The 24,315-nt window shown below is 70.2% G+C and carries 27 protein-coding genes; 11 read left to right on the forward strand and 16 right to left on the reverse strand.

Annotated elements, in window-relative coordinates:
• Positions 1–27 precede the first annotated feature (27 nt).
• From alr to ASF49_RS03305, 15 genes are all read right to left on the reverse strand, one after another.
• A complete protein-coding gene (gene alr / locus ASF49_RS03235; RefSeq protein ID WP_082510763.1) occupies positions 28–1,140 on the reverse strand; it encodes an alanine racemase in 1,113 nt (370 codons plus the stop codon).
• 289 nt (positions 1,141–1,429) lie between these two features.
• Entirely contained in the window at positions 1,430–2,917 is a 1,488-nt protein-coding gene (locus ASF49_RS03240) for a replicative DNA helicase (protein WP_056467512.1), read from the reverse strand.
• A 290-nt stretch (positions 2,918–3,207) separates the two neighbouring features.
• On the reverse strand, positions 3,208–3,771 hold the full coding sequence (rplI, locus tag ASF49_RS03245) for a 50S ribosomal protein L9 (protein ID WP_056467515.1): 564 nt from the start codon (positions 3,769–3,771) through the stop codon (positions 3,208–3,210).
• Positions 3,772–3,800: 29 nt separating this feature from the next.
• On the reverse strand, positions 3,801–4,814 hold the full coding sequence (locus tag ASF49_RS03250) for a DUF2232 domain-containing protein (RefSeq protein ID WP_056467518.1): 1,014 nt from the start codon (positions 4,812–4,814) through the stop codon (positions 3,801–3,803).
• Between the two features lie 158 nt (positions 4,815–4,972).
• Positions 4,973–5,260, reverse strand: a complete 288-nt coding sequence (rpsR, locus tag ASF49_RS03255; protein ID WP_056173092.1) for a 30S ribosomal protein S18 — start codon at positions 5,258–5,260, stop codon at positions 4,973–4,975.
• Between the two features lie 3 nt (positions 5,261–5,263).
• Positions 5,264–5,743 carry a 30S ribosomal protein S6 gene (gene rpsF, locus ASF49_RS03260; protein WP_056190048.1) on the reverse strand — a complete coding sequence of 160 codons (480 nt, stop codon included), beginning with the start codon at positions 5,741–5,743 and terminating at the stop codon, positions 5,264–5,266.
• Positions 5,744–6,055: 312 nt separating this feature from the next.
• Complete coding sequence (locus ASF49_RS03265) at positions 6,056–6,490, reverse strand: lysozyme inhibitor LprI family protein (RefSeq protein WP_056467521.1); 435 nt, start codon at positions 6,488–6,490, stop codon at positions 6,056–6,058.
• Positions 6,487–6,750 (reverse strand): PepSY domain-containing protein, encoded by a 264-nt coding sequence (locus ASF49_RS03270; protein WP_056468013.1) that lies wholly within the window; start codon positions 6,748–6,750, stop codon positions 6,487–6,489. Before ASF49_RS03270 ends, ASF49_RS03265 begins: the two co-directional genes overlap by 4 nt.
• Before the next feature lie 66 nt (positions 6,751–6,816).
• Positions 6,817–7,554, reverse strand: coding sequence for a pseudouridine synthase (locus ASF49_RS03275; RefSeq protein WP_156652834.1), 738 nt, complete (start codon positions 7,552–7,554; stop codon positions 6,817–6,819).
• Positions 7,555–7,568: 14 nt separating this feature from the next.
• Positions 7,569–8,489, reverse strand: coding sequence for a class I SAM-dependent methyltransferase (locus tag ASF49_RS03280; protein ID WP_156652784.1), 921 nt, complete (start codon positions 8,487–8,489; stop codon positions 7,569–7,571).
• Positions 8,490–8,616: 127 nt separating this feature from the next.
• Positions 8,617–9,519 (reverse strand): GTPase Era, encoded by a 903-nt coding sequence (gene era, locus ASF49_RS03285; protein WP_156652835.1) that lies wholly within the window; start codon positions 9,517–9,519, stop codon positions 8,617–8,619.
• Positions 9,520–9,598: 79 nt separating this feature from the next.
• Positions 9,599–10,393, reverse strand: a complete 795-nt coding sequence (gene rnc, locus ASF49_RS03290; RefSeq protein ID WP_056467524.1) for a ribonuclease III — start codon at positions 10,391–10,393, stop codon at positions 9,599–9,601.
• A 13-nt stretch (positions 10,394–10,406) separates the two neighbouring features.
• Positions 10,407–11,207 carry a signal peptidase I gene (gene lepB / locus ASF49_RS03295; protein ID WP_056467527.1) on the reverse strand — a complete coding sequence of 267 codons (801 nt, stop codon included), beginning with the start codon at positions 11,205–11,207 and terminating at the stop codon, positions 10,407–10,409.
• A gap of 116 nt (positions 11,208–11,323) precedes the next feature.
• Complete coding sequence (gene acpS / locus ASF49_RS03300) at positions 11,324–11,737, reverse strand: holo-ACP synthase (protein ID WP_056467530.1); 414 nt, start codon at positions 11,735–11,737, stop codon at positions 11,324–11,326.
• Positions 11,734–12,495: a pyridoxine 5'-phosphate synthase gene (locus ASF49_RS03305; protein WP_056467533.1), complete on the reverse strand. Its 762-nt coding sequence runs from the start codon at positions 12,493–12,495 to the stop codon at positions 11,734–11,736. Before ASF49_RS03305 ends, acpS begins: the two co-directional genes overlap by 4 nt.
• Positions 12,496–12,589: 94 nt before the next feature.
• Between ASF49_RS03305 and ASF49_RS03310 the strand changes: the two genes are divergently transcribed.
• The 9 genes from ASF49_RS03310 to dxr all read left to right on the forward strand — a co-directional run bounded on the left by ASF49_RS03310 (position 12,590) and on the right by dxr (position 20,561).
• The gene (locus ASF49_RS03310) at positions 12,590–12,964 is read left to right on the forward strand and encodes a PH domain-containing protein (protein ID WP_056467535.1); all 375 of its coding nucleotides are present in this window, start codon (positions 12,590–12,592) and stop codon (positions 12,962–12,964) included.
• Between the two features lie 215 nt (positions 12,965–13,179).
• A complete protein-coding gene (locus ASF49_RS03315; protein ID WP_056467538.1) occupies positions 13,180–14,247 on the forward strand; it encodes a 30S ribosomal protein S2 in 1,068 nt (355 codons plus the stop codon).
• A 185-nt stretch (positions 14,248–14,432) separates the two neighbouring features.
• Complete coding sequence (tsf, locus tag ASF49_RS03320; protein WP_056467541.1) at positions 14,433–15,356, forward strand: translation elongation factor Ts; 924 nt, start codon at positions 14,433–14,435, stop codon at positions 15,354–15,356.
• A 184-nt stretch (positions 15,357–15,540) separates the two neighbouring features.
• Positions 15,541–16,263 (forward strand): UMP kinase, encoded by a 723-nt coding sequence (pyrH, locus tag ASF49_RS03325; protein ID WP_056467544.1) that lies wholly within the window; start codon positions 15,541–15,543, stop codon positions 16,261–16,263.
• Positions 16,264–16,431: 168 nt separating this feature from the next.
• Positions 16,432–16,908, forward strand: coding sequence for a BLUF domain-containing protein (locus ASF49_RS03330; RefSeq protein ID WP_082510767.1), 477 nt, complete (start codon positions 16,432–16,434; stop codon positions 16,906–16,908).
• Between the two features lie 149 nt (positions 16,909–17,057).
• Positions 17,058–17,624: a ribosome recycling factor gene (gene frr / locus ASF49_RS03335; RefSeq protein WP_056189640.1), complete on the forward strand. Its 567-nt coding sequence runs from the start codon at positions 17,058–17,060 to the stop codon at positions 17,622–17,624.
• A 64-nt stretch (positions 17,625–17,688) separates the two neighbouring features.
• Positions 17,689–18,519 carry an isoprenyl transferase gene (locus ASF49_RS03340; protein ID WP_082510769.1) on the forward strand — a complete coding sequence of 277 codons (831 nt, stop codon included), beginning with the start codon at positions 17,689–17,691 and terminating at the stop codon, positions 18,517–18,519.
• A gap of 2 nt (positions 18,520–18,521) precedes the next feature.
• On the forward strand, positions 18,522–19,385 hold the full coding sequence (locus tag ASF49_RS03345) for a phosphatidate cytidylyltransferase (RefSeq protein WP_056467550.1): 864 nt from the start codon (positions 18,522–18,524) through the stop codon (positions 19,383–19,385).
• Between the two features lie 12 nt (positions 19,386–19,397).
• Positions 19,398–20,561 (forward strand): 1-deoxy-D-xylulose-5-phosphate reductoisomerase, encoded by a 1,164-nt coding sequence (gene dxr / locus ASF49_RS03350; RefSeq protein WP_056467553.1) that lies wholly within the window; start codon positions 19,398–19,400, stop codon positions 20,559–20,561.
• Between the two features lie 41 nt (positions 20,562–20,602).
• On the opposite strand, the gene ASF49_RS03355 is transcribed toward dxr, so the two are convergent.
• On the reverse strand, positions 20,603–21,247 hold the full coding sequence (locus ASF49_RS03355) for a TetR/AcrR family transcriptional regulator (protein ID WP_082510771.1): 645 nt from the start codon (positions 21,245–21,247) through the stop codon (positions 20,603–20,605).
• A gap of 127 nt (positions 21,248–21,374) precedes the next feature.
• On the opposite strand from ASF49_RS03355, the gene ASF49_RS03360 reads away from it, so the two are divergent.
• On the forward strand, positions 21,375–22,610 hold the full coding sequence (locus ASF49_RS03360) for an HlyD family secretion protein (RefSeq protein ID WP_056467559.1): 1,236 nt from the start codon (positions 21,375–21,377) through the stop codon (positions 22,608–22,610).
• Positions 22,611–22,625: 15 nt separating this feature from the next.
• On the forward strand, positions 22,626–24,206 hold the full coding sequence (locus ASF49_RS03365; RefSeq protein ID WP_056467562.1) for a DHA2 family efflux MFS transporter permease subunit: 1,581 nt from the start codon (positions 22,626–22,628) through the stop codon (positions 24,204–24,206).
• Positions 24,207–24,315: the final 109 nt, after the last annotated feature.

A 24,315-nucleotide genomic window follows, 5' to 3' on the forward strand; every position in this document is an offset into this window, starting at 1 on the left:
ATCCGACGCCGCCCCGTCAGGCAGGTCTCAGGCGTCGTGTCCTGTCACATAATGGCGAACATAGCGAGAACCCAGCCCCGTCAGGATCTCGTAGCCGATGGTGCCGGCGGCCCGCCCGACGGCGTCGACGTCGAGCCCCTCGCCGATCAGCGTGGCGGTCGCGCCGCGCCGCACCTCCGGCGCGTCGGTCACGTCGATGATGATGAGATCCATCGAGATCAGCCCGAGGATCGGACAGCGCACGCCATCCACCAGGGCGACCCCGCGTCCGCTCGCCGCGCGCGGATAGCCGTCGGCGTAGCCCATCGACAGGGTCGCCAGCCGCCGCGGCTCGGGCGCCCGCCAGCGGCCGTTATAGCCGCAGGTCTCGCCGGGAGCGACGTCCCGGATCTGCGCGAGCCGCGCCTCCAGGCGCACCACCGGCCGCATCGGGTTGGGCTTCCACGGCGTCGGGTTGCCGCCGAACAGGGCGTAACCGGGCCGCAGGAGGTCGTGATGCGCCGCCTCGCCGAGGAAGATCCCGGAGGAATTGGCGAAGGAGCCCGGGACACCGGGAAAGGCGGCCCGAACCCGGGTGAAATCGGCTATCTGGCGCGCATTGACCGGATCGCTCGCCAGTTCCGCGCTGACGAGGTGGGTCATCAGCAGGCCGATGCCGGCCTGTCCGATCAGCGGATCACCCGAGAGCGCCAGGGCCTCGGGCAGGCAGAGGCCGAGGCGGTTCATCCCGGTATCGACGTGCAGGGCCGCCGGGAGGGTCCGTCCGGCGGAGCGCGCCAGGGCCGCCCATTCGGCGAGTTCGTCCCGGCTGCCGAGGACGGGGCGCAGGTCGTGCGCGACGAGCGTCGGACCGAGGCCGGGCAGCAGGCCGTTCAGCACGTAGATGGTGGCCCCGGGCAGGACCGCCCGCGCCTCGACCCCCTCGCCGAGATGCGCCACGAAGAACGTCCGGCAGCCGGCCGCCCACAGGACCGGCACGACCCGGGCGAGGCCGCAGCCATAGGCGTCCGCCTTGACCACGGCGGCACAGGCCGCCTCGGGCGCCTGGGCGCCGAGTCGTCGCCAATTCTCGGCGATGGCCGAGAGATCGATGGTCAGGCGGGCGCCGTGGGTCGCTGGCTGTTCGATCGTCCGATCCATTTCATTCACTGCGCGGCCATCCGACGGCGGCACCGCGCGCGCACATGGCAAGCCATAGCACACCGGCACTCCGGGGCGCCGACGGCGAGCCCGGAATCCAGAGCCGCCGACGGCGGGAAGCGTCGAACACCCTGCGTTTCCGGATCCCGGGCGCCGCTTCGCGGCCCCGGGACGGCGTGGCGTCTCGACGAGGTCAGAGCCTGGCGTCGTTCAACAGGATCCCGCCGCTTCGGACAATGTCCCGGCTTCGTCCGAGGCACGGAAGATCATCGATCCGGGAGCCGCCGGCCTACATCTGCTCCGGCAGGCGATCGGATTGCGCGAGGTTCGAGAAGCGCGTGATGTTGGCGTCGAACTGGAGCTCGACCGTGCCGGTGGGGCCGTGGCGCTGCTTGCCGAGGATGACCTCCGCCTTGCCGTGCACGCGGTTCATCTCGGCCTCCCAGGCGAAGAACTCTTCGGTGCCTTCGCGGGGCTTCTTGTTGTTGACGTAGTATTCCTCGCGGAACACGAACATCACCACGTCGGCGTCCTGCTCGATGGAGCCCGATTCACGCAGGTCCGAGAGCTGCGGGCGCTTGTCCTCGCGGTTCTCGACCTGACGGGAGAGCTGCGACAGACCGATGATCGGCACGGCGAGCTCCTTGGCCAGCGCCTTCATGCCGGTGGTGATCTCGGTCATCTCCTGCACGCGGTTGTCGCTGCGCTTGCCCGAGCCCGAGAGCAGCTGCAGGTAGTCGACGATGAGGAGATCGAGGCCCTTCTGCCGCTTCAGGCGGCGGGCACGGGCGGCGAGCTGCGCGATCGAGATGCCGCCGGTCTGGTCGATGTAGAACGGGATGGTCTGCATGTCCCGGGCGGCATCGGTGATCTTGTAGAACTCCGCCGGCTGGATGTCGCCGCGGCGGATCTTGTAGGACGGCACGCCCGATTGCTCGGCGATGATACGGGTGGCGAGCTGCTCGGCCGACATTTCGAGGGAGAAGAACCCGACGATGCCGCCGTTCACGGTCTTCACGACGCCGTCGGGCCCCTTCTCGCCCTGGTAGGCCTTGGCGATGTTGAACGCGATGTTGGTCACGAGCGAGGTCTTGCCCATGGCCGGGCGGCCGGCGAGGATGATGAGGTCGGACGGCTGGAGGCCGCCCATCTTGGCGTCGAGGTCGGACAGGCCGGTGGCGATGCCCGAGAGCTTGCCCTCGCGCTGGTAGGCCTTGGCGGCCATGTCGACGGCGGTGGTGAGCGCCTCGGAGAACTTCTGGAAGCCGCCGTCGTACTTGCCCGATTCGGCGAGCTCGTAGAGCCGCCGCTCCGTCCCCTCGATCTGGTCGCGGGGGGAGGATTCGACGGGCGCCTCGTAGGCGCCGTTGACGAGGTCCTCGCCGATGGTGATGAGCCGGCGGCGGATGGCGAGGTCGTAGATGGTGCGGCCGTAATCGCCGGCATTGATCACGGTGGTGGCCTCGGCCGCGAGGCGGGCGAGGTACTGCATCACCGTCTGGCCGCCGAGATCGGCATCGCCCAGGTAGGTCTTCAGGGTGATCGGCGTGGCGAGCTTGCCGGCCTTGATGAGCTGCGCCGCGACCTCGAAGATCTTGCGGTGGACGTCCTCCATGAAGTGCTCGGGCAGGAGGAAGTCCGAGATCCGGTAATAGGCGTCGTTGTTCACCAGGATCGCGCCGAGCAGGGCCTGCTCGGCATCGATGTTGTGGGGCGCGACGCGGAATTCCTGCGCGACGGGCTGAAGGTTGGCCGTCAGGGCGTTGGGCAGGGCCATGGGCTGATTCGAGGCTCCGACTCGTCGATTCACACGTCCGCGCGGTGGTCCGCCGCCGCGCGTCGCTATCGCCCGACCATGGCGCCGGCATGGTTAGCCGAACCTTAGCCGATTCGCGCTTTGCGGCCTGGCGTCCCGTCATGGCCGCCCGCCGGGGCGGGGCGGGCCGGGGACCGGTCGCGGAAACGCCCGCCATCCTCGCGGATGACGGGCGTCCATGCTGGAACAAACGAGGAACTAGTCAACCGCTAAGGGCGGTCATCCCCATTGTTCACCGACCTGTGACGCGATTACTCGCGGTCGTCGCCGGCCTCGGCGAGGGCGGCGCCGACCTCGAGGCCGAGGTCGTCGAGGTTGAACGCCTCACGCTCGGTGGTCGACTCGCCGCGGGCCTGACGCTCGGCCTCTTCCGGCGAACGGGCGACGTTGACCGTGATGCTGACCTCGACCTCGGGGTGCAGCACGACCGGAACGGTGTGCAGGCCCAGGGTCTTGATCGGCTGGTTGAGGGCGAACTGGTCGCGGCCCACGGAGAAGCCGTCGGCGGTGACGACCTCGGCGAGGTCGCGGGTCGAGACCGAGCCGTAGAGCACGCCGGTCTCGCCCGACTGGCGGATCAGCACGAAGCTCTTGCCCTCGAGGGTCTCGGCGACGGACTGCGCCTCGGACTTCCGCTCGAGGTTGCGGGCCTCGAGCTGGGCACGCTGGGTCTCGAAATGCTTCTTGTTGCCTTCGGTGGCGCGCAGGGCCTTGCCGCGGGCGAGGAGGAAGTTGCGGGCGTAGCCCGGCTTCACGTTCACGGTCTCGCCCATCTGGCCGAGCTTGGCGACGCGCTCGAGGAGGATGACTTCCATGGTCTAGGTCCTTTGGTCTGCGGGGAGGGTCAGGGTCGTCCGGCCGCGTCGCGGGGACGGCGGCGGTCGAGGGCGGTATCGGCGATGCCGAACAGGGTCAGGGCGAGGAGGGCGACGCCCTGGGTGAAGAAGAGGATCAGGTAGAGGCCGAACAGGAGGGCGAGGCGCCCGGGCCGGCCGCGGCTGCGGTCGTGGAAGGCGGCGAGGCCCTGGATCGCGAAGGCGGCGCTGAGCGCCCCCGCCACGGCGATGCCGAGCACGCCCGGATAGCCCGGCACCAGCCCGAGCAGCATCGCGCCCGCCAGCACGGCCATCACGCGACGCGGCATCATCGTCGCGGCGAGGTCCGGCCAGGGGCGGAGCAGGCGCCCGGAGATGCGCACGATGCGGGCCGCCGCCCAGAGGTAGAAGGTCAGCAGGACCGTGAGGCCGTGGGTGGCCAGGCCCGGTGCGATGGCGGCCAGCGCGTTGGCGACCTCGGTCCGGGTCGCCTCGGCGGGATCCTGCGGAGCCGGCTCGGCCGGAGCCTCGGCGCCGGACTCGGGAGCGGCCGGCTTCGGAATCGAAGCGCCCGGATTGGCGGCGCGGTCGACCCGGACCTGGATCAGCGTCCGGGTCATGCCCCGCAGCTGGGACTGGAAGGTCTCGTAGTTCGGTGCGGCGATCACCGCGATGGCGACGAAGGCGAGGCCGGCCGTCCCGGCGGTCCAGGCGAGCAGGCGCCCGGTCGGGTACCATTCCATCGTCCCGTCGGCGTTCGCGCGGCCGAGCAGGGCCAGATAGGCGAGCCACCAGGCGGGCAGGGCGAGATAGGCGAAGAAGCCGAGGCCGAGGAAGGGCTGCACCACGAGGGCGAGGGCCAGCGCGCCGGTGACGGCGGCGACCAGGGCGGCCCGGTGGCTCCAGCCGAGCCCCACGATCAGGATCGGGAGCGGGGCGAGCAGGTAGAGCAGGATCGCGAGCGCCGTCGCCTTCAGCAGGACGCCGAAGAGGAGGGCGGAGACGAGGCCCGCGCCGATACCGATGCCGAGAAACTGTGTCATCAATCCCGCTGTCCCACTGTCCCGTTCCGGGCAGGGTTAGAGGCGAACCTTGGCGCCCCAACGACTCCCGGCACCCGTTCAGCAGGGCCGGTACGAATGCGCATGCCGGGCACGCGCCGGTGCCCCGGTCCGGAAGGCCCGGACCGGGGCGATCGTCGTTACTTGATCACGTAGGGGAGGAAGCCGAGGAAGCGGGCGCGCTTGATCGCCTGGGCGAGCTCGCGCTGCTTCTTGGCCGACACCGCCGTGATGCGCGACGGCACGATCTTGCCGCGCTCGGAGACGTAGCGCGACAGGAGCTTGACGTCCTTGTAGTCGATCTTGGGCGCGTTCGCGCCCGAGAAGGGGCAGGTCTTCCGACGACGGAAGAAGGGGCGGCGTCCGCCGCCCGCACCACCACCAGCTCCGCCAGCGGCGGGCGCACCGGGTCCAGCACCAAATGCCATGACTTAAGCCTCCCCGCCGAAGCTGCGCTCGGGGCGGTCACCCCGGTCGCCGCGGTCACCCCGGTCGCCGCGATCGCGGTCGCCGCCGAATCCACCACCACCGCCGAAGCCCTCGTCGTCACGACGACGGCCGCGCTCACGATCCTTGCGGTCGTCGCGGTCGCGCTTCTGCATCATCGCCGACGGCTCGGACTCGAGCTCTTCGACGCGGACGGTCATGAAGCGGAGGACGTCCTCGGAGATCTGCATCTGGCGCTCCATCTCGGCGAGCGCCGCCGGGGGGGCGTCGACGTTGAGGAGCGTGAAATGCGCCTTGCGGTTCTTCTTGATGCGGTAGGCGAGGGACTTCACGCCCCACATCTCGATCTTCTCGACCTTGCCGCCATTGGCTTCGATGACGCCCTTGTAGGTCTCGACCATGGTCTCGACCTGCTGGGCCGTCACGTCCTGGCGCGCCAGGAAGACGTGTTCGTAGAGAGGCATTAACGGGCCCTTCATATCCAAAGGGACCCGACGGCACGGTGAACGTGCGGGAAAGGGAGCGTCGGGCCGGTTCACACGCAATCGCCCGGCGCCAAGCCCTTCGAGCCGTTTGAAGGCCCGAGCGGTTGATCGAAGGCGGAGACACGGGACGACGGGAAAACCCTCTTCAGGGTCAAGCCCTGTGCCGATGGAACCGGCACCGTCCGTTCAGCCCCCAGCCGGAGCGAACGCGAGGGGTGGCGCATAAACGAGTCGGCCGGGATTGGCAAGGCGGCCCGGGCCTCGGGAACGGCCCGACCCGCCCGCCGGAACCTATGGCGCACAGGACAGATCGCCGCCCGGGCATGTCAGCTGACGGCGCAGCTCCGTGGTCCGCGCCCGTGTCAGGCCGAGCCGGCAATCGCCGACGAGGTAGGGCGCGAGGGTGCCGTTGTTGGCGAGATCGACGGTGTCGTAGCCGGTGCGCAGATCGCATTCCCGGTCGCGGAAGGCGATCCAGGCCCGCTCGGCCGCCACCAGGTTCCGCTTCCCGTTGGTGTCGAGCCGGTCGTTCAGCGTCCGATAGACTTGGTTCAGGTCGACGTCCGCGGCCTTCAGGGCATCCGCGAGACAGAGCGTCCGATCGACCTGCGTCGGGCGCATCGTGCAGGGATGGGGCTCGCCCGCGGGGGCCGGAGCGGAACATCCGATCAGCCCCAGCGCGACGAGGCCCAGGCCCCGCGCCGCGCGTTCGAATACTCGACTCACTTGTCGGGCTTCTCCGAGAGGATCGCGCCGGTTTTCGGGTCGGCATGGAACTGCATCTTCACGCCGTTCTTCACGCCCTCGCCCTCCCAATGGCCGTCATCGGCCTCGAACTCGGTGATGCTGGTGTACCCGGCGGCCATCAGCTTCTGCTTGACCTGACCGGCCGGCATCCAGTCGGCGCCCGGCGTATCGGCCAGGGCGAGGCCGGCCGGGCCCGTGCTGAGGGCGAGCGCGAGGAGGAGCGTCGAGAATCGGTTCATGGGGTCCATCCGTCGGGTCGGCGTTTTCCGATCCAACGGGTCGCGAAAAATCCGGTTCCGGGCCGGTCAGGCCGCGTCGCCCGCGAAGATCGCGGCGATCTCGGCCTCGCCGAGGACACGGTGCGCCCCGGGCGCCAGGTCGTCCGGCAGGCCGAGCCCGCCGACGCGGTCGCGGTGCAGGGCGGTGACGTGGTTGCCCAGCGCCGCGAACATCCGCCGGACCTGATGGTAGCGCCCCTCGTGCAGGGTCACCACCGCGCCGGTCTCGCCCTCGGCTTCGAACTCCACCGGCAGGAGCGGCTTCTCCTCGCCCTCCAGCATCAGCGTGCCGGAGGCGAGGGCCGCGCCCTCGCTGCCCGTCAGCGGGCGGTCCAGGGTGACGCGGTAGCGCTTGGCCACGTTCGCCTTCGGGGCGATGATCCGGTGCAGCAGGGCGCCGTCGTCGGTCAGGAGCAGGAGCCCGGAGGTCTCCTTGTCGAGGCGGCCGACCGTCGAGAGGGCGGGGTCGCGCCGGCGCCAGCGCTCGGGCAGCAGGCCGTAGACGAGGGGACCCGCCTCCTTGTGCGAGCAGGTGACGCCCAGCGGCTTGTGCAGCATCAGGGTCAGGCCGGGCGGCGGGTCGAGGGGGGCGCCGTCGACGGTCATCCGCTGCGCGAGGTCCGGCGTGACCGGGATGCGCCGGTCGGCGTCGCGCAGGGCCGCGCCGTCGAGGACCACGAGTCCGGCACGGGTGAGGAGCGCGATCTCACGGCGCGAGCCGTAGCCCATGTTGGCGAGCAGCCGGTCGAGGCGCAGCTGCGGGATCTTGGCCGGCCGCGTCACCGGCGCGCCTCATAGATCTTGTAGCCGCCGGCCGAGGCCCGCAGCTCCACGCTCTTGAAGGCCGCCTTCAGGGGCGCCTCGTAGGGCAGGTGGGTGTTGGCGGTGAGCCAGAGGCTGCCCCCCGGACGCAGGGCTTCCGCCGCCCGGCCGATGAAGGCCTGGCCGAGGGCCTGATCCTCGGCCCCGCCATCGTGGAAGGGCGGGTTCATCACCACGAAGTCGAGGCGCGCGAGGCCGAGGCCGCCGGCGCGGATGTCGGCCCAGCGCAGGGTGGCGCGCGGATCGCTGACGTTGCGCGTGGCCATCTCGATGGCGCGCCGGTCGAGGTCGATCAGCGTCAGGGCCGTCACCTTCGGGGAGTTCAGGACGGCCCGGGCCAGGATGCCGAGGCCGCAGCCGAAATCGGCGCCGCTGCCGGCGAGCGGCGGCAGGTTGGCGAGGAGGAGGGCGGTGCCTGGGTCGAGGCGGTCGTAGGAGAAGATCCCGGCCTGCGTGCAGAGGGCGAGGTTGTCGATGTGGCGCGGGCCGCCCTCGTGGAGGGCGTCCTCGAGACCGGCGACCGCCTCCGGACGCATGGCGACGCAGATCCGGTGATGGCGCCGCGCCTCCTCCTGGACGGTGCAGCCGAAGCCGGTGATCTCCTTGGCGAGGCGGCTGCCGCCGCGATCCTTCGGCGCCAGCGCCGTCAGGCGCCCGCCCGGCCGCAGGGCCTTCAGCCCGAGCGCCAGCACGTAGCGCCGCTCGATCGTCCCGGCCGGCGCCAGCACGTCGAGGCGCTCCAGGCTCGCGGGCGCCAGATCCTCGAGGCGGGCCGCCCCGGGGCTCAGGGGTGAGACTTGCGCCGCGTGCGGGGGCACCTCCACCAGTTCCAGGGGCGGCGCGCCGTAGACGGCTTCCGAGACAGGCATGGTGGACATCGTAACGGGATCCGGCGCGACGGCGCGCGCGCCTCGACGGCTCAGGGCGTGACAGGAAATCGGGAGGCTCGGCCAGCGCGCGACAAGAATCGCCGCGGCGTCGATCTCCCTTTCTCATAGCCCATGCTCAGCCGCGCGGGAACTCCAGACCCATCTCCCGGTAGCGCGCCGGATCGTCCGCCCAGTTCTCGCGCACCTTGACGTGCAGGAAGAGGTGCACCGTCTGCTCGGCCGCTTCCGCGATCTCGTGGCGGGCCGCCTGGCCGATGGCCTTGATGGTCTGGCCGCCCTTGCCGAGCACGATGGAGCGCTGGCTCTCGCGCTCCACGAAGATCGTCTGCTCGATCCGCACGGAGCCGTCGGGGCGCACCTGCCACTGGTCGGTCTCGACGGTGGAGCGGTAGGGCAGCTCTTCGTGCAGGCGGTCGTAGAGCTTCTCGCGGGTGATCTCGGCGGCCAGCATCCGGATCGGCGCGTCCGAGACCTGGTCCTCCGGGTAGAGCCAGGGGCTCTTCGGCATCATGCCGGCCAGCGTCGTCTTCAGCGCCTCGATGCCGTCGCCGTTGAGCGCCGAGACCATGAAGGTGTGCTGGAACGGGATCCGCTCGTTCAGGGAGGCGGCCAGGGCCAGCAAGCGGTCGCGCGGGATCAGGTCGATCTTGTTGAGGATCAGCACCTTGGGGCGCTTCACGTCCGGCAGCTTGGCCAGGATCGCCTCGACCTCCTCGGTCACGCCCTTGCGGGCGTCGATGAGCAGGCAGACGGCGTCGGCATCCGAGGCGCCGCTCCAGGCCGAATGCACCATCGCGCGGTCGAGGCGCCGTTTCGGCGCGAAGATCCCGGGCGTGTCGACGAGGATGATCTGCGCGGTCTCGTGCATGACGATGCCGCGCACCAGGGCGCGGGTGGTCTGCACCTTGCGCGAGACGATCGAGACCTTGGTGCCGACGAGGCTGTTCAGCAGGGTCGACTTGCCGGCATTGGGAATCCCGATCAGGGCGACGAAGCCCGCGGTGGTGTTCTCCGGCATCGTCACCGCGGGCAGCGGCTGCAGCGGCGGCGGGGCGAAGTCGTCGTCGCCGTCGAAATCGTCGTCGGGCACATCGACGTCAGGCATCTGGGGCATGTCCTTCGGCGACGTCCGCCGACGTCTCCTTGGTTCGTGAGGGATGGGGGCCGGTGATCTCGCGCTCCAGCACGAGGCGGGCGGCCTCCTGCTCGGCGAGACGCTTCGAGGGGCCGACGCCGATGCCGGCCTCCAACCCCTCGACGCGCACGGCGATGTGGAACACCGGCGCGTGGTCGGGCCCGGAGCGGTCGACCACGTCGTAGACCGGGATCGGCAGGGCACGGGCCATCGCCCATTCCTGCAGGGCCGACTTGGCGTCGCGGCCGCGCGGGGCCGCCGTGTCGGTGTCGGGGGTGAAGGCGGCGTTGACGATCCCCTTGGCGACCTCGTAGCCGGCATCGAGGAACACGGCGCCGAGGATCGACTCGCAGACGTCGGCGAGGATGGTCTGGTTGCGCCGCCCGCCGCTCTGGACCTCGCCGGGGCCGAGGGCGAGGTGCGGGCCGACGTCCCAGGCGGTGGCGACGGCGGCGCAGGTCTCGCGCCGGACCAGGCCGGCCAGGCGCCGCGAGAGCTCGCCCTCGTCGGCCTGCGGGAAGGCCGCGTAGAGCAGGTCGCCGATGGCGAGGCCGAGGACGCGGTCGCCGAGGAATTCCAGGCGCTGGTAGCTGCCGAGGCGGCCGTTGCCGCCGGCCTTGCTCACGTGGGTGAGCGCCTGGGCGAGCAGCTTCGGGTCGGCGAAGGCGTGGCCGATCCGGGCCTCGAGCACCGCGAGGTCGGGCTTCGGACGGGGCGCGCGCCGCGCCCGGCTGGAGGGACGCGCCTCTTCGGTCACAATGCGCAACGTCCTAGTGGATGGTCGTGAACAGCCGGTTCCAGCGCACCTTCGCCGGCCAGTTCCAGATCTGCCACGCCGGCGTGCCTTCGTCGATGGAGAAGAAGATCATCTCGGCGCGGCCGACGAAGTTCTCGAACGGCACGAAGCCGACATTGGCCAGATCGCGCGAATCCGTCGAGTTGTCGCGATTGTCGCCCATCATGAAGAAGCGGCCCTGCGGCACGGTGTAGGGCTCGGTGTTGTCCCAGTAGCCGTTGTCGCCGTCGCGCTCGATCACCCGGTGGGTGACGCCGTTGGGCAGGGTCTCGAGATACTGCTCGGCCTTGGCCTGCTCGCCGTAGGGGCCGGTGGTCTCGAAGGGCGCGATCTTCTCGCGCTTCACCGGCACGTCGTTGATGTAGAGCAGCCCGGCCTTCATCTGGACCTTGTCGCCCGGCAGGCCGATGACCCGCTTGATGTAGTCGGTGGAATTGTCCTTCGGCAGCTTGAACACCGCGATGTCGCCGCGCTTGGGCTCGGCCGCCCAGATCCGTCCATCGGCCGTGAAGGGCAGGTACTCGCTCAGGGGCAGGGAGTATTTCGAGTAGCCGTAGGAATATTTCGAGACGAACAGGTAATCGCCGATCAGAAGCGTCGGGACGAGGGAGCCCGAGGGAATGTTGAAGGGCTGAAAGAGCAGCGTGCGCACCACGAGGGCGATCAGCAGCGCCTGTCCGCCGACCTTCAGCGTCTCCTTGATGCTCGCCCAGGTGCCGGTGTCGGCAGCCTTGAGGTCATGCTTGGTCTGCTGGTCCACGCGGGCACGTTCCATCTGGCTGCCATCTCCGGATCGACGCTGGCACCCGGATTCCGGGCGGCTTCCGTCGTCGACGGTCGACCGGCGGCATAGACCATGCGGAAAGGCGCCGCAACGCGGGGCCTCGTCGGCTAAGACTCCGTCGTGCTGTCCGGCACCGCCTCGATGATCACGAACGCCTGAGCCATGGGCGGGTCGTCCGTGAGGGTGACGTGCAGCTTCGGCACGTGTCCGGCGGGCGTCATCGCCGCGAGATGTTCGGCCGCCGCCCCCGTGAGGCGGAGGGTCGGGCGGCCGCCCGGCAGGTTCACCACCTCCATGTCGCGCCAGAACACGCCCCGGGCGATGCCGGTGCCCAGCGCCTTGGCGCAGGCCTCCTTGGCGGCGAAGCGGCGGGCGTAGGACGGCGCCCGCGCCGCGCGCGCATCGCACTTGGCGCGCTCGCCCTCGGTGAAGACCCGGTGGGTGAAGCGCTCGCCGTAGCGCTCCAGCGACTTCTCGATCCGGCGGATGTCGCAGAGGTCGGAGCCGATGCCGAGAATCATGCCCGGGCCGCCGCCATCGCGGCACGCATGTCGCGGATCGCCTGGGGCAGGCCGACGAAGATCGCCTCGCCGATCAGCGCGTGGCCGATGTTGAGCTCGGCGATCTCGGGCAGGGCCGCCACCGCACCGACGCTGTCGAGGGCGAGGCCGTGGCCGGCGTGGATCTCGAGGCCGATCCCGGCCCCGTAGGCGGCCGCCCGGGCGATCCGATCGAGTTCGTGCGCCGTGCGCTCTGCGTCGCCCTCGGCCACCGCCTCGCAGTAGCTGCCGGTGTGGAGTTCGACCACCGGCGCCTCCAGGCGACGCGCCGCGTCCATCACCGCCTCGTCCGGCTCGACGAAGAGCGAGACCCGGATGCCAGCCTCCGACAGGCGGGCGATGCGGGGCCGGAGCGCATCGTGGCCCCCGACGATGTCGAGGCCGCCCTCGGTGGTGCGCTCCTCGCGCTTCTCCGGCACCAGGCAGGCCGCGTGCGGCTTCAGGCGAATCGCCAGCTCGATCATCTCGTCGGTGGCGGCCATCTCGAAATTGAGCGGCACCGTGAGGATGCGCGCCAGCGTCTCCATGTCGGCGTCGCGGATGTGCCGGCGGTCCTCGCGCAGATGCGCCGTGATGCCGTCCGCCCCGGCCGCGACCGCCTCGCGGGCGGCCCGGATCGGATCCGGCGCGCTGCCGCCGCGGGCGTTCCGGACGGTCGCGACGTGGTCGATGTTGACGCCGAGCCGGAGGCGGCGCGGCCGGGAGGCGGGGGAGGACATCGAGGCGGACTCCGGACACGAACCTGCGCCCTGACGGAACGGCGCACGCGCCCCTACATAGGCGAGGCGGGGCTTCAGGGGGATACGGCGCGCGATGGGATTTCTCGACGGACTGCTCGGCCACGGCAGCGACCTCACGCCCGCGGAGGTGAACGAGCAGATGGCCGGCATCCTCACCGAGGGCGAGCCGGTCCAGGTCGCCTTCCGGCTGATCCGCGACCTCATCGTCTTCACGGACCGCCGCCTGATCCTGGTGGACAAGCAGGGCATCACCGGCCGCAAGGTCTCGTACCTGACCGTGCCCTACCGGGCGATCACCGCGTTCTCCGTGGAGACGGCGGGCAGCTTCGATCTCGATTCCGAACTCGCGATCTGGGTGTCGGGCCGGGCCGAGCCGATTCGCAAGACCCTGAAGCGGGGCGCCAACATCCTGGGCATCCAGCAGGCGATCGCGGCGTCGATTCGCTGATGTGGGTCGGTCCCGGGGCGGACAGCGCCGGAACCGATCAGCCGGCTTCAGGAACGTGGTCCATGAATCTTGCCTCGGCGGCCGGCCTCTGTTAAGGCCCCGCCCATTCCACACGCGGAGCCGGCCTCATGCCTGAATGAGGCGTTTCCGGTGGTCGTCGTCCCTCGGGCGCGATCGCTTCCTCCGCGGCGGTATCAACCGGAGAGTACAAAGACATGGCCGTTGATTTCACCATGCGTCAGCTTCTCGAGGCCGGCGCCCACTTCGGACACCAGGCCCACCGCTGGAACCCGAAGATGCAGTCCTACATCTTCGGGACGCGCAACAACATCCACATCATCGACCTCGCCCAGACCGTGCCGGCCCTCCACCAGGCCCTGCAGGCGGTGAGCGACACCGTCGCAAAGGGCGGTCGCGTCCTGTTCGTCGGCACCAAGCGCCAGGCGGCCGACACCATCGCCGAGGCGGCCAAGCGCTCGGCCCAGTACTACGTCAACTCCCGCTGGCTCGGCGGCATGCTGACCAACTGGAAGACCATCTCGGGCTCGATCGCGCGCCTGCGCAAGGTCGACGAGACCCTCGACGGCGGGGCCCAGGGCCTCACCAAGAAGGAGCGCCTGATGCTGGCCCGCGAGAAGGATAAGCTCGAGAAGGCGCTGGGCGGCATCAAGGACATGGGCGGCGTACCGGACCTGCTGTTCGTGATCGACACCAACAAGGAGCAGCTGGCGATCAAGGAGGCCCAGCGCCTCGGCATCCCGGTCGCGGCCATCGTCGACACCAACTGCAACCCGGACGGCATCACCTACGTCGTGCCCGCCAACGATGACGCCGGCCGCGCCATCGCCCTGTACTGTGACCTGATCGCCCGCGCCGCCATCGACGGCATCTCGCGCGGCCAGGGCTCGATGGGCGTCGATCTCGGCGCCTCCGAGGAGCCGGTCGCCGAGGAGCTGCCGGCCAACGACGACGCGGCGACCTCCGTCGAGTCGGGCTCGGTCAACCAGGCCGACGTCGCCGCCCTCGTCGAGTCCACCGAGCACTTCGAGCTGCTCTCGGCGCCCCGCGGCGCGCCCGACGACCTGTCGAAGCTCCACGGCGCCGGCCCGCAGATCGTGCAGAAGCTCAACGAGGCGGGCATCTACCACTACTGGCAGCTGGCCTCCATGAGCGCCGACGACGTCGCCAAGGTCGATGCCGACCTCAAGCTGAACGGCCGCATCGTCCGCGACGGCTGGGTCGACCAGGCCCGCGGCTTCGTCGAGGCCGCCGCCGCGGCCTGATCCTGCTTCGGCGGCCCGTCATCGGGCCGCCATCGCCAGATCGGACATTGCTTCCTGAAGCCCGGCGCTTGTCCTGAGCGCCGGGCTCAGTCGCTTCAAAGACTTACCCCTCAAGAAACGTCGGCTCTCCGCAGGCTTCCCCGCAGGAAGGCTCGGGCTCCGACAGGACACGGAAAGGACCCGCCATGGCCAACATCACCGCCGCACTGGTGAAAGAGCTCCGCGAGAAGACCGGCGCGGGCATGATGGACTGCAAGGGCGCGCTCAACGAGACCGACGGCGACATCGAAGCCGCGGTCGATTGGCTGCGCAAGAAGGGCCTCGCCAAGGCCGCCAAGAAGGCCGGCCGGGTGGCCGCCGAGGGCCTGGTCGCCGTCGAATCCGCCGGCCACCACGCCGCGATCGTCGAGGTGAACTCCGAGACCGACTTCGTCGCCCGCAACGACAGCTTCCAGGCCTTCGCCCGCGAGGCCGCCAAGCTCGCCCTGAACACCGACGGCACGCTGGAAGGCCTCGAGGCCGCCACGTTCCCCGGCGCCTCGACCACGGTCAAGGAGAGCCTCGCCAACCTCATCGCCACGATCGGCGAGAACATGACCCTGCGCCGCGTCGCCAAGCTCGACGTGACCAAGGGCGTGATCGCCTCCTACGTCCACGGCCAGGTGGTCGAGGGCCTCGGCAAGATCGGCGTGCTCGTCGCGCTGGAATCCGAGGGCGACGTCGAGGTGCTCTCCACCCTCGGCCGGCAGATCGCCATGCACGTCGCCGCCACCAACCCGGTGGCGCTCGACGCCGCCGGCGTCGACCAGGCGACCCTCGACCGCGAGATCAACATCCTGCGCGAGAAGAACGTCGGCAAGCCCGAGAACGTGCTCGCCAAGATCGTCGAGAGCGGCCTGAAGAGCTACTACAAGGAGGTCACCCTCCTGGAGCAGCCCTTCGTGCATGACGGCTCCAAGACGATCAGCCAGGTCCTGAAGGAGGCCGAGGGCAAGGCCGGTGCGCCGGTCAAGCTCACCGCCTTCGTGCGCTACGCCCTGGGCGAGGGCATCGAGAAGGAAGAGGCCCCCGATTTCGCCTCCGAGGTGGCCGCCGCCGCCCGCGGCTGAGCCTATCCCGCCCGGTTCCTGCCGCTCCGGGACGGAGCCGGCAGGAAACCATCGAATTGTCAGGAGGGGCGGTGGCAGCGATGCCGCCGCCCCTCGACGTTCCGGCCTCCCTTGGGCTAGACACCCCTCCGCTTCCGATTGGCTCCCCGACCTGATCCAGGCCGGGTTAGAGGGGACTGGCTCGATGCCGGAGACCACACCGTTTCGCCGCGTCCTCGTGAAACTCTCCGGCGAGGCCCTGGCCGCTCCCGACGGGTACTGGCTGCACCCCCCGACCCTGGCCGGCATCGCCGACGACATCGCCCGGACCCGCGAGGCGGGCGTGCAGATCGCCCTGGTGGTCGGCGGCGGCAACATGATCCGCGGCGCGCGCATCTCGGCCGCCGGCTGGATCGACCGCGCCACCGGTGATTCGCTCGGCATGATGGCGACGGTCATGAATTCCCTGGCCCTGGAGACGGCCCTGAATGCCGCGGGTGTTCCGGCCCGCACGATGTCGGCGGTGTCGATGCCGACCATCTGTGAGACCTATGCCCGCCAGCCCGCCCTGCACCACCTCGACAAGGGACAGGTGGTCGTCCTCGCCGGAGGCACCGGCAATCCGTACTTCACGACCGACACCGCCGCCGTCCTGCGGGCGGCCGAGCTGCGCTGCGATGCCGTCCTGAAGGCGACGCAGGTGGACGGCGTCTACTCCGCCGATCCCAACCGCGACCCCACCGCGACCCGTTACGATCGCCTGACCCATGACGAGGCCATCGCCCGCGATCTCAAGGTGATGGACACCGCCGCCTTCGCACTCGCGCGCGAGAGCCGCCTGTCGATCGTCGTCGGCTCGGTCCATGCGCCGAGCTCGATCCTGGCGATCCTCACCGGAGCCGCTCCGGCCACCCAGGTCGTCCCGTAAGTTGCCTTGCCGGCGCTCGGTCGGCAGGTGTCGCTTCCCGAGCGGTGAAGTCTCCGGAAGTCGCCGCGGCCTTCCGTCCGAGGCCGATCAGAATTTGTTGAGATCTTTCGGATGTGCTGTCGCATCGAACCGCCTGCGATCAGGTGGTACGGTCGCTGAGCACGGTCGATGTCTCTCTCGCAGATTGTCTTCTACAGTCACAACCTTCTGACGTTGCACGGGGGGACTCTGCGCGACATGGTGCGGGACATCCTCGCCTCGTGCAGTCGCTACGACCGCGCCTCCGGCTTCACCGGCGCATTGGTCTTCAACGAGAAGTTCTTCCTCCAGGCCATGGAGGGAGACGCGGTCGCCCTGTCGGACCAGCTCTGGACTCTTGCGGCCGATAGCCGCCACAACGGAATGGTGCTGATCGCGGCGCGGACGATCGAGCAGCGGGACTTCCGGGGCTGGACCGTCGGCTATGCCGGACATTCCGAACCCCTCGACACCCTCTACCTCCGCTACGGTCCCAAACCGCAGCTCGACCCGACCCGGATGTCGCTGGCCGGCGCCGTCGGCCTCCTGCGGGCCTTCACCGAAGTCGAGGGAAACCACTTCGTGCAGCGCTCCGGCCCCGCGGTTCCCGCCGCGGCCAAGGCGTAGCCGGCAGGGCGGCCGAGGGCGTGAAAGCCTTTCCTGCCCAAACGGCGTGAACGCCATTTGCGACCTACTGGATTTTGGTTCATTGAGGCCCACGAACGGGCCCCGGCGGCCCGACCCATTCCCTCAAGTTCGCGTCGGGATAGTCCAGCATGGCAGCCATTCCAGAATTCGACCTGAATGACATCAAGCGTCGCATGCAGGGCGCCGTGGCTTCGCTCAAGGGGGATCTCGGATCGCTCCGCACCGGCCGGGCGACGCCCAGCATCCTCGATCCGATCCAGGTCGATGCCTACGGCGCGATGATGCCGATGGCCCAGGTCGCGACCGTGAGTGTGCCCGAGCCGCGCCTCCTCAGCATCTCGGTCTGGGACCGCGGCATGATCGGCGCCGTCGAGAAGGCGATCCGCGAATCCGACCTCGGCATGAACCCGCAGACCGAGGGCCAGACGATCCGCCTGCGCGTTCCGGAAATGAACGAGCAGCGCCGCAAAGAGATGGTCAAGGTCGCGCACAAGTACACCGAGGAGGCGCGGGTCGCCGTCCGCCACGTGCGCCGCGACGGGCTCGACCATCTCAAGAAGCTCGAGAAGGACGGCGCCATCAGCGAGGACGACGAGAAGCGTCAGGCGGGCGAGGTCCAGAAGGCCACCGACCAGTTCATCGCCGAGATCGACGGCGTGCTCGCCGCCAAGGAGAAGGAGATCATGCAGGTCTGAGTTCCCGTATCGGGGATCGGGACCACGTGTGATCGGCACGAGTGACGGTTGGGGGAGAAGCGCGTTGGGTCGCTCAGAAGGCGCGCGTCAGATCGAGGCGGCGAGGGTGCACGGCACGGAGGCCACGCTGGGCGTATCGGACGCCGCGGTGGTCTACCCGGGCACGGCCGTGCCCGCCGTCGCGCCGGCGCCGGCCCATGTCGCCATCATCATGGACGGCAACGGCCGCTGGGCCGCCGGCCGCGGCCTGCCCCGGGTCGAGGGCCACCGGCGCGGCGTCGAGGCCGTCCGGCGGGCGGTGCGCTCCGCCATCGAACTCGGCGTGCGCTACCTGACGATCTACAGCTTCTCCTCGGAGAACTGGCGCCGCCCGCCCGCCGAGGTCGCCGATCTCATGGGCCTGATGAAGCTCTTCGTCCGCCGCGACCTGGCGGATCTGCACGGCAACAACGTCCGCATCCGCATCATCGGTGCGCGCGAGGGTCTTCCGGCGGACATCGCGGGCCTGCTCGACGAGGCCGAGCAGCGCACCCGGGCCAATACTGGCCTGACCCTGATCGTGGCCTTCAACTACGGCGGCCGCCAGGAGATTCTCCGCGCCGTCCGCACGCTCGCCCGGGCCGTGGCGGCCGGGACGCTGGCGCCCGACGCGATCGACCTCGACGTCCTCACGGACGCCCTCGACACCACCGGCATCCCGGACCCGGACCTCGTGATCCGCACCTCCGGCGAGCAGCGCCTGTCGAACTTCCTCACCTGGCAGACGGCCTATGCCGAGTACGTGATCGTGCCGGAGTTCTGGCCGGACTTCGACCACGCCGCTTTCCGCGCCGCCATCGACGAATACCATCGCCGCGACCGTCGCTTCGGCGGCCTCAGCGGCAAGGCCGGCTGATCATGGCGCCCGGAGAGGCGGCTCCCGCCTCGCAACGCGGCCTCTTCGCGGGCCGCGAGTTCCAGGCCCGGCTGGTGTCGGCGATCCTGCTCGGGGCCATCGTGCTCTCGGCCCTGGTCCTCGGCGGCTGGCCCTTCGCGGTGATCTGGCTCGCCGCCGGCATCGTGTTCGCGGCCGAATGGATCGGCATGAGCGCGGTGGCGCCCCGGCGCCTCGTGCTGGCGCTGACGGCCGCCACCCTATTCGGCCTCGTCCTGTGCCTGCACGGCGACGCGGGGCCCGGGACCACCCTGGCGGTCGGCGCGGTCGGCGCCGTCCTCGTGGCGGTCGCGGCGCGCGGCGGCGCCGGCCGGGCTCGTGCCCTGGCGGGCCTCGCGAGTTCGGCGGTGATCGCCCTGGTGCCGGCGGCCCTGCGCGACGATCCCGCCCTCGGCATCCTCGGCCCGGCCTGGATGTTCGCGGTGGTCTGGTCCACCGACATCATCGCCTACTTCACCGGCCGGACCTTCGGCGGTCCCAAGCTGATGCCGCGGGTCAGCCCGAAGAAGACCTGGTCCGGCGCCCTCGGTGGCCTCGTCGCCGGCACGCTGGCCGGTGTCGCCCTGGTGATGGTCGCGCGCGACCATGGCTGGAGCGACCTCGCCACCACCTCGCTCGCCGCGGTCGCCCTCGTGAGCGCCGTCGCCTCGATCCTGAGCCAGGGCGGGGACCTCGTGGAATCCGCCCTGAAGCGCCATTACGGCGTGAAGGATTCGGGCCGTGCCATTCCCGGCCACGGCGGCGTGATGGATCGCCTCGACGGCTTCTTCGCCGTGGCCGTCCTGGCCGGCTTCTATCTCATCGCCCGCCGCTTCGTGGCGGCCTGAAGGACCCTTCCGTTGCTGACCGTCACCATCCTCGGCGCCACCGGCTCCATCGGCCAATCGACCATCGACCTGCTGCTGCAGCATCCCGACCGCTTCCGCATCGGCGGTCTCGTGGCGGGCCGGGACGTCGCGGCCATCGCCCGGCTCGCCGGCAACCTCCAGCCCGACTTCGTCGCCCTGGCCGACGAAGCCGCCGGCCCCGCCCTGCGCCAGGCGCTGGCCCATACGACGATCCGAAACGGGGCCGGAGAGGCCGCCGTCCTCGAAGCGGTCGCCCGCGACGCCGATATCGTCGTGGCGGCGGTGAGCGGGGCCGCCGGCCTGCGCCCGACGCACGAGGCGCTGAAGCTCGGCCGCACCGTGGCGCTGGCCAACAAGGAGAGCCTGGTCTGCGCCGGCGACGCCTTCATGCGCGACGCCAAGCGCTACGGTGCCACCCTGCTGCCGGTGGATTCCGAGCACAATGCCCTGGCCCAGGCGCTGGGAGACGGCCGCCTCGACGACGTTTCGAAGATGACGATCACGGCCTCGGGCGGCCCGTTCCGGACCTGGACCCGCGAGCGCATCGCCGCCGCCTCGCCCACGGAGGCCGCCGCCCACCCGACCTGGTCGATGGGCATGAAGATCAACATCGATTCGGCCTCCCTGATGAACAAGGGGCTCGAACTGATCGAGGCCCACCACCTGTTCGCCCTGGAGCCGGAGCGGCTCGACGTCATCGTCCATCCGCAATCGATCGTGCACGGCCTCGTCTACTGGCGCGACGGCGCGGTGACGGCGGGCCTCGCCATGCCGGACATGCGGGTGCCGATCGCCCATTGCCTCGGTCTCGGCGAGCGCCTGACGATCGCCCGCGGGCGCCATCTCGACCTCGCCGCCGCCGGCAGCCTGACCTTCGAGGCGGCCGACGAGGCGCGTTTTCCGTGCCTGCGCATCGCCCGGGCGGCGCTGGCCGCCGGCGGGGCCGCTCCGACCGTGATGAACGCCGCCAACGAGATCGCGGTGGCGGCCTTCATCGCGGGGGCGATCGGCTTCTACGGCATCGCCGATCTCGTCGAGCGCGCCTGCGAGCACTTCGCCGGCCTGTATCGGACCGCGCCCGAGGACGTCGACGAGGCCCTGGCCATCGATGCCGAAGTCCGCCGCTGGAGCAGCCAGGCCGTCGCGGCGGCCTGAACTGGATCCACCGGTATCGCCGCGGCGCCCGGAGCCACCCGTCAGGGGTCCGGGCTGTAGCCGGCCAGGAACACCCGCACGGCCTCGCCGACATTGTGCTCGATCTCGCTCTGCGCGACGCCGTCGCCGGCATTGAACAGCAGCCGGGTCAGGAGTCCGGCCTGGCAGATCTGCAGGAACTGGCGCGCGGCGAGGTCGGTGTCGGCCGGGCGCAGGCGCCCCGCCGCGACCTGGGCGTCGAGATAGGCGGCGAGCCGCGTCGTGCCCTGCACCGGCCCCGCCTCGAAGAAGGCCTGGCCGAGGCGCGGGAACTTCTCGCAGGCGCCGATGACCATCCGGATCAGCGTGACGTGCTCGGGCCGGATCATCTCGGCGAGGTAGCTGCGTCCCAGGCGCGTGAGCACGCCGCGCATATCGGGATCGTCGGCATCGAGCCGGAACAGCACCTCGGCGAGTCCGCGCTTCTCCGCGAGCGTGAGGGCCTCGAAGAGGGCTTCCTTGCTGTCGAAGTAGACGTAGAGGGTCCCCTTCGAGACCCCCGCCGCCTTGGCGATCTCGCCCATGCTGGCGCCATCGAATCCCGACGCCATGAAGACCGCGCGCGCGCCCTCGAGGATCTGGCGACGCTTGTCGGTGTCGGGTGATGTGCGTTCCCGCGCATCGCGGGTGGCTTCGGCGGTCGACATGGCCATGATCCTGATTGACCGAACGGTTCGGTCATAATATCTGAGTGTGCCGGGCCGCACCAGAGTTCGCGGCTCGAAAAATGACCGAACGGTTCGGTCAATCCCTTGCGAGAGCCGGATCGACGCCATGAGTTTGCGCGAGGACGACGGATTTCGGGCCGAGCCGGCCCTGGTCGACGAGGGTGCGCCGAGCGGATCGACGTCCCCACCCCAGGCGGCCGTGACGACCGCGCTAAGAACGCCCGCGCTCATCGCGGCGGCACCGGCCGAAGCTTCGCCCAAGCCGCGGCGGACGCGCAAGCTCGTTCTGGCGACGCTGCTTCTCGCCGCCCTCGGCGGCGGCGCCTACAAGGCCCATGATTGGTGGACGGTCGGGCGCTTCTTCGTCAGCACCGACGACGCCTACGTGCAGGCCGACATCTCGGTCCTGGCCGCGAAGGTCCCGGGTTACCTCGCCGCCGTGCCGGTCGTGAACGGGCAGCTGATGCGCAAGGGCGACGTGATCGCCCGGCTCGACGACGGCGATTATCGCCTGGCCGCGCAGGCCGCGCACGACAAGCTGGCGACGCAGCAGGCGGCCATCGCCCGCATCGCCCGGCAGGTCGAGGCCGCCCAGGCGCAGATGCTCCAGGCCTCGGCCCAGATCGACGCCAACAAGGCCGACGCGGTGCGCGCCGCGGCCGACTATGCCCGCCAGCAGCAGCTCGAGAAGGTCGACTTCGTCGCCAAGGCGCGCATCGAGCAGGCGCGGGCCGACCGTGATCGCACCGAGGCTGCGGTGAAGGGGGCGGAGGCCTCCCTCGTCGCCATGCGGGCGAATGTCGAGGTGCTGCGGGCGCAGGGCAAGGAGGCGGAAGGCTTGGCCGCCGAGCTACGGACGGCCGAAGCGCGGGCCGAGCGGGACCTCGACTTCACGACGATCCGGGCGCCGTTCGACGGGGTGATCGGCAACAAGGCCGTGGAGGCCGGGGCCTACGTCTCGCCGGGCTCGCGCGTCGCGGCCCTGGTGCCCCTGGAGAGCGTCCGGATCGACGCCAACTTCAAGGAGACGCAGGTCGAGCGCATGCGTCCGGGCCAGCGCGTCCACATCGCGGTGGACGCCTATCCGAACCGGGACATCGTCGGCGAGGTCGAGTCGCTGTCGCCCGCCTCCGGCTCGGTCTTCAGCCTGCTGCCGCCCGACAACGCGACCGGCAACTTCACCAAGATCGTCCAGCGCCTGCCGGTGCGGGTCCACGTGCCGGCGGACGTGGCCCGCGAGGGCATCCTGCGCCCCGGCCTCTCCGTGACGGTCCGGGTCGATACCCGCGAGGGTTCGGAGGCGGCCGGAGACGACCGCGTCCGCACGGCTTCCCGGCGCTAGGACCAGGATCCGCAGATGGCCGCCACAGCCGCCCTCGGACCGGCCGCACCGGCCATCGAGCCGCCACTCGACCGCCGCCGCATGGTGGCGTTCGTCTGCATGGTCTTCGGGATGTTCATGGCGATCCTGGACATCCAGATCGTCTCGGCGTCGCTGGCCGAGATCCAGGCCGGCCTCTCGGCCTCGGGCGACGAGATCCCCTGGGTCCAGACCAGCTATCTCATCGCCGAGGTGATCTCGATCCCGCTTTCCGGCTTCCTGTCGCGGGTGGTCTCGACGCGCTGGATGTTCGTGATCTCGGCCGGCGGCTTCACGCTGATGAGCCTGATGTGCGCCACCTCGACCTCGATCAACGAGATGATCGTCTGGCGCGCGGCGCAGGGCTTCATCGGCGGCGGCATGATCCCGACGGTATTCGCATCCGCCTTCACGATCTTTCCGCCCTCGAAGCGCTCCATCGTCTCGCCGATGATCGGCCTCGTGGCGACCTTGGCCCCCACGATCGGGCCGACGGTGGGCGGCTACCTCACCGACCTGTTCGACTGGCACTGGCTGTTCCTCATCAACGTCGTGCCGGGGATCTTCGTCACGGTGTCGACCTACCTGCTGGTCGACTTCGACGAGCCCAACCTCGCCCTGTTCAAGCGCTTCGACTGGTTCGGCCTCGTCTTCATGGCGCTCATGCTCGGCTGCCTCGAATACGTGCTGGAGGAGGGGCCGAACCACGACTGGCTCGCCGACGAGGCGGTGTTCGCCTGCGCGGTCGTCTGCCTGACCGCCGGCCCGGCCTTCTTCTACCGCGCATTCACGGCCGCCGAGCCGATCGTCGACCTGCGCGCCTTCTCCGACCGCAACTTCGCGGCCGGCTGCATCTTCAGCTTCGTGCTCGGCATCGGCCTCTACGGACTCACCTACCTCTACCCGGTCTATCTCGGGCGGGTGCGCGGCTACTCGGCGCTGCAGATCGGCGAGACGATGTTCGTCTCGGGCCTCTGCATGTTCGCCACCGCGCCGATCGCCGGACGCCTCTCGGGCAAGGTCGACCCGCGCCTGATGATGGGGCTCGGCTTCCTGGGCTTCGCCACCGGCACCTGGATGGTCACCGGCCTGACCAAGGACTGGGATTTCTGGGAGCTCCTGGTGCCGCAGATCCTGCGCGGCTGCTCGCTGATGCTGTGCATGATCCCGATCAACAACATCGCGCTGGGCACCCTGCCGCCGGCCCGGATGAAGAACGCCTCCGGCCTCTACAACCTCACCCGCAACCTCGGCGGCGCCGTCGGCCTCGCGCTCATCAACACCGTGCTCAACGACCGCTGGGACCTCCACCTCGCCCGGCTGCACGAGCGCTTCACCTGGACCAACACGGCCGTCCTCGAGCGGCTGGAGATGACGCGCCGGCAATTCGAGGGGCTCGGCGGCAATGCCGACGCGATGGCGCTGAAGGCGATGATGAACACCGTGCGCCTGCAGGGGCTGGTGATGAGCTTCACCGACGTGTTCCTGGTGCTGACCTTCCTGTTCGTGGCCATGGCCTGCGCCGTGCCCTTCATCCGGCGGCCCCGCGGGGCGGCGGGCGCGGGCGGCGGGCACTGACGGGCGCGATCCGCCACCCGAAGCGGGCCCGGCTCTTTACCCTGTCGCCGGGAAAGCGGGGACGGGCCCGCGCACGGCGCCCCTGCGACCCCAAATCCGGCGCGGACGG

Origin of the sequence: Methylobacterium sp. Leaf104, assembly GCF_001422885.1 — a bacterium.
Lineage (GTDB): Bacteria > Pseudomonadota > Alphaproteobacteria > Rhizobiales > Beijerinckiaceae > Methylobacterium.